Raw genomic sequence first — 8,164 nt, forward strand, 5'->3', positions numbered from 1 at the left:
TAAAAGAACACTGCACAATGACGGAGCTTTTTAAATTGGGTGTTAAGCTCACAACAAAATGAGTAGAAAAGAAGTAGAAAAAGAAGTAGAAAAAGAAGTGGAAAAAGAAGTGAAAAAGAAGTAAAAAAAGGACACAAGTGATTTGATTATTAAAAGTATCAATAAGCCGCTTTGATGAGTACAGTATTTTAGGAGGCATCGGTTGAGCCAACCTATCGTTTTAGTTTTTCACACTTAACTAATTATGTTATGACTGAGTCATTCATTTTTTAGACAGTTTAGACGCTGTGAAAAAATGTAAGGTGATTATATTAGTTTAAGACATTTTTATGAAATATCGTGATTTGGTATAGTTCGGTATAGTTCGGTATAGTTTGGATGCAAACGTCAAGTGATATGATTATGACCTCACAGTTATCATGTTCGGCTTGTATGTTTATTTAAATAGAAATGCTTGTTTTATCGACTCAGAAAAAGATTTAGCCGTGGTGCGAGAATATTTTCATAAATAGCGACGTTTGTGATGCAAGGCAACAAAATTGCCAAACAACGCTATTTTTACTGATATAAAAATGCACATCAAACAGGACAATTTTAGAGCACGCATACCGACGACGTAGATTAAAACCGTAGTGTGATTAATTATGAATTAATTTTTTCTGTGCCTCGTTAATATCCAACTGTAAGATTTAGGTTAATTTGCTGCTATTTAGTTAAAAAGTCTCCTGTCAATAAACGCCTAGTAAATTATTACTTATTCCAATAGCTAATCAGTCTGACTAATGAGGCAGATGAAAGTTATAGTCGCCCCAATAAAGCTTGGCAATATAATCAACAAGGAGAAGAGGATATAAGTGAATAAAATTAATCTCATCCAAGATGAAGGTCTTTCTATAAAGGTCAGTTACCAGTTACTGCCTAGTGACCAGCAGAGGCTTGACCTCTATTTCTCTTTACCGGATGAAATGGGTATTAGCCCTAAAACATTAGAAGAAAATCATTATTTTCATAATAGTATACAAAGCCATAGCGCTTATTACTCAGGCCAATTACATTTACCTTTGATTCGAAGTCGCTTTATTAGCCAACAAAAAGGTGAACAAAGTGATTATCGATTAAACCTTAATTTGTTTTCTTATCAAATTCGTATTGCTCTGGATACCGATATAAAACAGGTTATTAAGCTTAAAGAGGGCAAAGTTTTTTATCCACAGGCCATAGTGTTGGCAGAGCAAATTTACGGACTACTGAAAAAATTAAGAAGATATACTCCTCCAGATCAAAAACTTAGGGCATATTTTGAAAATGCTGACAACTACCTCAGTTGGCAGGTTGAACAATCATTTCTAAAATTACTTTCTAGAGCTCCCAAAAGTACTGATTTTACCAGTGAGAGGAATTTCTTATTTACGCTGTGTCGCAGTGAAAATGAATACCGAGAAATGAATCAATATAACTCCCAGATAACTTTGGCTGACCCCAATCGCATTACTAATAAAATGCGATTGCTGCAAAGATTGATTGAATACGGGGTGGTATTTCAAAAAGAAATAAAAAGTCTCAATACCAATTTAAAACGAATGGTACGGGGCACAGTTACCGCCATCATTATGACCTTTGTTATGGTGCTGGTATTAAATGCTCGCACTAACTTTACTGAAGTTACGATTGCATTAGTTGGCATGTTAGGTGTTATTTATGGTTTAAGGGAAATCTTTAAAGAAGACATTACCCGTATTATTTGGCGTATTATCCAAAAAGGATTACCAAAATGGAGGATCGTTTATAGTCATAGTGTCAATAAAAGTCGAGTGGCGAGCCAGACTATCTGGCTTGAATACATTCGCAATAAAGATTTACCTAAACAAGTAGATAAATTATTTCAAACACGACGGCAACAAAATAAACAGGCAGCGCAACTACTCCATTTTCGCAGTGAAAGTAAAGTAAATGAAAAAAGTTTTTTACACGGCTATGACGAAATTCAACAGCGTATCTATTTTAATTTAACCCCTTTTATTCGCTTCTTAAAAAAAGGTGAGGGCAGATTATATTCTCTCGATAGCAGTAAAATAACAAAACAGGCTGTTGAGCGTCGTTATCAGATTAATGTGGTTTTAATGCATACGGACAAACAAGAATTACAACAAATGCAGCGTTTCAAAATCACCTTAAATCGTTCTAACATCGTTAATATCGAGGCAATACAGTCAGAAGAGGATATTTGATAATGGTTGTTTATTTGTTTAGAAAACAACAGTTTAATCAGTTTGTCTAAATTCGTATTTTAAGTTGCGAAATATCTGTTAAGGCCTGTCTGAGAAGCGATTAGTTTTAGCCCTGTTACAAAAGAATCATTGAAAGTCACCTATTAGAATTTTTGGTCAAATAGGTCAAGCAGACCCTCTAGAATTTCTTTAATCAATAATATTCTACAAAACACTTATTGGTCATTAAGCTCAGTATTCAGAGGTATTTTACAAATTTACAATAGGTGTCTTTGTCATTCTTGTGATTCATTGTTTGTAATTTTATTCTCTATGGGGGTTTTTGTAATACCTATTTTTTCTGAAGTGTGTTCGCCAATTCTTTTTAAAATGTAGTTATGCTACTAAATATGAACGCTACAGCCTAAAGCATTGGTTATTTTTAAGATAAGTCCATCCTATTGATATTCTGACTTTTTTCTTGTTCTAAACTAGATTATATTGTTCGTCTGTTGCCTTGTGACCTCAAAATTTTAATGATTAAACCTATTTTAAGCACCCATGTTGGTTCCCTACCTCGTTCTCAATCAACCGTCGATTTTATTTTTGCGCGAGAAAACAACGAATTTTATGACCCTAGTGAATTTCAAACTGAAATGACTTCTGCTGTTGCTGCCGTGGTTCTCAAACAGCATCAAGCAGGTATCGATATTGTGTCTGATGGTGAAACTTCAAAAATTTCATATGCCACCTACGTGAAGGACCGTTACACTGGATTTTCAGGGGATAGCCCACGAAATGCTCCAGCAGATTTGAAGTTATTTCCTGATTTTCTTAAAAAATTAGTTAGCTCTGGTGGAACGCCGACATACTCTCGGCCATTTTGTACTGGTGAAATTAAAAGTAAAGAAACTGATGATCTACAACATGATTTGGATAATTTAAAACTAGCGGTTACTAAGCAAAAAGCCGAAAAAGCATTTATGAATGCGGCTTCTCCCGGCGTAATTGCACTTTTTTTACCAAACCAATATTATCCATCCAGAGAAAAATATATTGAAGCACTCGCTGAAGTGATGAAAGCTGAGTATAAGGCAATCATAGATGCAGGTTTTGATCTTCAGTTAGACTGTCCTGATCTAGCGTTATCGCGGCACATGTTGTTCCAAGACCTTAGTGATGAAGCGTTTATTAAAATTGCCAATACTCATGTTGAAGCACTCAATTATGCGATTGCCGGTTTACCCGAAGAGCGTGTGCGGATTCATATTTGTTGGGGTAATTACGAGGGGCCACATGTTTGTGATATCCCAATGCAAAAAATGTTTGATACATTGATGTCGGTTAATGCAGGGCAGCTGTTATTCGAAACTGCAAACCCTCGCCATGGCCATGAATGGGAAGTTTTTGCGCAGCGCAAACAAGATATACCAGACACTAAAATTTTAATCCCCGGCGTTATAGATAGTACTAGTAACTTTGTTGAACATCCCCGCCTGGTCGCACAACGTATCCAAAAATTCGTTGACATTGTTGGTAGAGAGCGAGTTATTGCCGGCTCCGATTGCGGTTTTGGTACCTTTGCTGGTTTTGGCGCAGTTGCACCTGACATTGCTTATGCTAAATTAGCAAGTCTGTCTGAGGGAGCTAAACTGGTATAGGTTTTAATGTTTTAGATGTTAGTCACGATATTGTTAATCTGTGTAATGAGTATCTATGGGCAGGGTCAATTACTAGCTTGTGATTAACTGTGAATTCTACAGGAGTAAATACGACTATTTAGCTGATATTGAGTTGCGGTTTTAATCAGCGCTTCAACTTTCTCGTTTAAAAACCCAGTCGGGTTATGAATTAACTCGACTCTGACGTAAACCACGCAGAGGAATCGAGTTACAAGAGTTCTTACAGGAAAAACTTAATGAGAGTATTTATTGAGAGTACTTGTTGAGAGTACTTATAAAAAGTACTTATCAAAATTCATTCGACATTTAAATCGATAGCTTTATAAACATTGCGATTTGAAAGCGACTCCGGGTGTTTTTCAATTATTAGAAAAGTGTTTTATCAACCATTTTAAGCCATATTGGATTTGAGAAGGCTTTGTTTGCCTTAGCATCTTCTACAACTAAACTGACCCATCCTGATTTTTGTGGTACATCAAATACTACCGATGCCTTGTCACCTGATAAAGTTTGCTCATCGATAATCCCATCATTACCGATTAATTGCACAGACTTAAGTCCATTGACCGATATCAAGTCAAAGCGAATAGATTGTGGCTGATTTGCAGCTAACTTCAGAGTATCACCAAACATAACATTTTTTGTATAAATCACAGGACCAAAAGATGCGTATGAGTGGCCATTTTTCATTGCCTGAGTAAACGCTTTGGCATCTGGTTTACTGGCTGTGTAGACAAACATACGGTTATGACCGCTTGTTTCATTCCATACATCGTGGGTATCGGAGCCTGCCGTGTAGTAGTAGGGTAAACCTTCAGACCATAGCTGCCGAGCTTTTTCAACTGCCTGCTTATAATCCACTTCTGAATTTATCTCAATTAAATCGAACGTTGGATCAAAGCCACCGGGTACTGTTTTTTTCTTCAGGCTACTCAAATAGCCATAAGGGATATATGGGTGGTTAGAGGCGATAGCTGTGGCACCCATTCGCCGAGCGTCTTTAATAATATTTTGAATACTATCCACGCCAGGGTCTACAGATAACGTTGCGCCAACATCAATCGGAAACACATTAAAGTGGCCCCAAGATGGCGATATCTCTATGGATGGAATAAACGGTACACCACGCTTATCTGAATAGGCTTTAATAGCCTTGTGATTTTTGGTTGAGTCATGATCACTCACAAATGTCACATTAAGACCTGCTGCAAGCTGCGAGCGCACCAGATACTCGGCTGATGTTGAACCTTCCAGCACATCGGCATGATGGTGAAGGTCACCGGCATACCAACCATGATGGGTTGGATAGGTGCTGACAGGAATAGCACTAACTAAGTTGGTTGTTTCATTGGGCATAACACTGGCATCGACGAATACTGGTTTAGCAACAAAGTTAGCGCCAGCGGAAACTTTAAGCTGATAATCGCCGGGTGCCAGAGTAAATTGAGCCCGACCTATATGGTCTAATTGGGTGAAGAATGTTTTTGCGCCAAAAAATTCGATCAGAGGTTTATTGCCCTTTTTAATTTGAATTTTAGCATCTAATGCCCGTCTTGACTGTGCGTCTGTTACCTGAATATTGACTTGACCTGGAGCCAGCAGATCATCAAATGAGAGGGGCTGTGTTACATTATATTTGATACTAACATTATGCTTTTTACTGTCGGAATAACCTTTACCTGATGCATAGACTTGATAATCTCCTATAGGCAGATCAATATTATACATACCATCCTTACCTATCACCCAAATGTAGGGTACACCTTCCTTAAGCACCACCACTGCTGGATTAGCGACGGGGTTACCATGTTGAGTTTTAACGTATCCGGTTAACGTTCCCGCCTGCAGATTTTTACGCTTAATCTCTGTGTGAATTACCGATGAAAGGTCGCCACTGGCTAACACCTGATAGTCGCCTTCAAATGACATTGATTCTGATTTTTTCAGAGTATGTTGAGTATATAAATCACGTGATTTATTTTTTAGCTCTGTCATATAGGGTGCGTGCAATGCGATGGCCCAATCAGTGTCATAACCTACAAATCGGTCTGATATAGGGTTATCGACAATGGCTTGATCTTGGCCTGCATAACCTGGTACGGCAAACTTATACCCTCCATCTGGCCAAAGCGTATAACCAGATAACATATCCGCTAATGCATCACCTTGGTTGGTCATAGTGGTCATAACATGTATACGATCAGAGCCAGATGCTAGGCTATAAATAGTACTAATCACTACCTTGCCAAAATCTCGCGTTACCTTAACAATTGCCTTATCTTTACTATCTTTAATGATATCAACAGTTTGATAGGTATTCGGCCAACTTGACCAGTTATTCGGAATGAAATCAGCAAAGGCAACACGGTCATTACTTAACGTTCCATCCGCTTTTACATTGGCAATATCGACAATACAGCCACGTGCAACACCCCAAGGAGGTGCTGACCCTACCGCTAAGGAAAACGCCAACTTATCATTTCTAATAGTTAAGTCTGTATCAGATATTGCGTCACCGCCGGGTATAATAGTCTTACCATGAATAATGGAGACAACTGCATGACTGTGCAATGGCACAGTCATGCTAGTTGCCAATATAAGAGTGATAACCAGTAGGGATTGATAAAACGGTTTTAGCATGGGGATTACCTAACGATGAATAAAATTTTATTTGTTGTCTGAATGTGGTGAGGGTAAACGCTGTGTCTGAACTAAGCAATGAACAGTAGGCTTCAATCGAAGATAGCAATGACGTCGATGTTGAAGTTTGTCAATTATTTGCTCAAATATAACGATCGAATAAGTGAATATCCCTAATTCTCAAAACAATATTCGTATAAAACGACTCATCATTGGATCGTGCTTGTAAAAAGTATTAAGAAAAAATCATAGGAATTTTCTATACATTTACATGGGAAAAAATGGCTTCATATTGAATGGCACGAGAGTCAAGCCGGTGTAGTGATAGTTAACTTAGCTCTGCTCCTAAAAAGTTTGTCGTTCTTTTTAACGTTCTAATATGTCGATTTTAAGCGCTCTGATTATTTATTGTTTTGGTGCTCGGAGTAACTTAGCGACTGAGCTTGCAGTAGCTGTTAGCTCATTATCTTCGTTATAGAGGTGACTTTCCATAAAAGCTGTTTTGTAACTTTGTTTTATTACCCAGCCCTCAACACGAAGCTTTCCGGCACGTGTTGGTGCAAGGTAAGACGTTTTTATTTCAAGAGATGAAACATTCATAATTTCATGGTCGCAGATAAAAATAGCATGACTCATGGCTGCATCGAGCATGGCTGTAACAAACCCACCTTGAACAATATCAACTGAATGGCAGAAGTCTTTGCTGATATTGAACTCAAAGGTACAAGCTTTTTTGTCATTATCGAAGTCCATAAGTTGCCCACCAAGCATTCTAATAAATTTTGGACCGCAATCGTTTATTTGTTTAATAGTGTTTTCTTTACGCTTCATAATTTTTTTATTTAATTAAACCTGTTAGGAGAATAAGTCTCATACCTGCTCTGTGCAACAGCTAACAATTGTGGGAACACCCGAAACAACTTATTAGAAATTAAAATAGGCGTCTTGTTAATCATTTTGGTCCATCATTGCATTACAGCTTGTGCCATTAATGACAATCGCGGCGTTGCTTTTCACTGTGGCCTATCGTATGACCGATCGGGTTTATACTGGCGCCTTTATTAAAGCCATTATCATTACTTGGGTGATTGTTGCGCATCAGGCAACGCATTACTTATTTTGATTGATTGATGTTACTTTAGGTCATTCGGAAAGGTCGCTGTGCCTAATGCGATTTCTGTGGTGCTAAGCATAACTATAATGGGCTTAGCTTTTGCAGTCTCATAAGCCTACTCAGAATAAAAAGTTTACAGGATCAGTCAATGAAAAAAAAACCAGTATTCATTATTATGCAGTCGCGATAACTGAAACAAGTTGTTTTAAACATAGTTTCATTAAAATAAAGCGCGTATGACATATCACGCATGGATAATCCCTTAGGCTAGTCCATTAATTACAAAAACATCATCATAATTTATATTAGATGAGAATTGCCCCGAGATACCAATTAAATGTTTAAAGTTATTTAATTTCAACGTGTTCGTACAGAACATTAAAGGTTCTATATAAGCTTAATTTAGCAAATCATTTATTCTAAATATTTAATCATTTTTGGATGTTGAAATACTGTAAGTTATGTCGGCTTAGAAAAATTTTCATAGATAATTAGAACCTCTCAAACTGTCAGCATTATTT

4 protein-coding genes are annotated in these 8,164 nt (G+C 37.3%); 2 read left to right on the forward strand and 2 right to left on the reverse strand.

The genetic code is table 11. The features are described 5' to 3' along the window. Positions 1-854: 854 nt before the first annotated feature. On the forward strand, positions 855-2,228 hold the full coding sequence (locus QZ562_RS17490) for a hypothetical protein (RefSeq protein WP_293763012.1): 1,374 nt from the start codon (positions 855-857) through the stop codon (positions 2,226-2,228). Between the two features lie 515 nt (positions 2,229-2,743). Continuing rightward, positions 2,744-3,868, forward strand: coding sequence for a cobalamin-independent methionine synthase II family protein (locus tag QZ562_RS17495; RefSeq protein WP_293763014.1), 1,125 nt, complete (start codon positions 2,744-2,746; stop codon positions 3,866-3,868). A 387-nt stretch (positions 3,869-4,255) separates the two neighbouring features. On the opposite strand, the gene QZ562_RS17500 is transcribed toward QZ562_RS17495, so the two are convergent. Both QZ562_RS17500 and QZ562_RS17505 read right to left on the reverse strand, forming a co-directional pair. Beyond that, a complete protein-coding gene (locus QZ562_RS17500; RefSeq protein WP_293763016.1) occupies positions 4,256-6,529 on the reverse strand; it encodes a CehA/McbA family metallohydrolase in 2,274 nt (757 codons plus the stop codon). A gap of 405 nt (positions 6,530-6,934) precedes the next feature. Then, complete coding sequence (locus QZ562_RS17505; RefSeq protein WP_293763018.1) at positions 6,935-7,360, reverse strand: PaaI family thioesterase; 426 nt, start codon at positions 7,358-7,360, stop codon at positions 6,935-6,937. Between the last annotated feature and the right edge of the window lie 804 nt (positions 7,361-8,164).

It is taken from the genome of uncultured Paraglaciecola sp. (genome assembly GCF_913058035.1).
In the GTDB taxonomy this organism is placed as follows: Bacteria; Pseudomonadota; Gammaproteobacteria; order Enterobacterales; family Alteromonadaceae; genus Paraglaciecola.

What these genes read in the sequence shown, in the direction of transcription:
- QZ562_RS17495 (WP_293763014.1), top strand. Translation starts at nt 2,744, where the DNA reads ATGATTAAACCTATTTTAAGCACCCATGTTGGTTCCCTACCTCGTTCT.
- QZ562_RS17500 (WP_293763016.1), bottom strand. Translation starts at nt 6,529, where the DNA reads ATGCTAAAACCGTTTTATCAATCCCTACTGGTTATCACTCTTATATTG.
- QZ562_RS17505 (WP_293763018.1), bottom strand. Translation starts at nt 7,360, where the DNA reads ATGAAGCGTAAAGAAAACACTATTAAACAAATAAACGATTGCGGTCCA.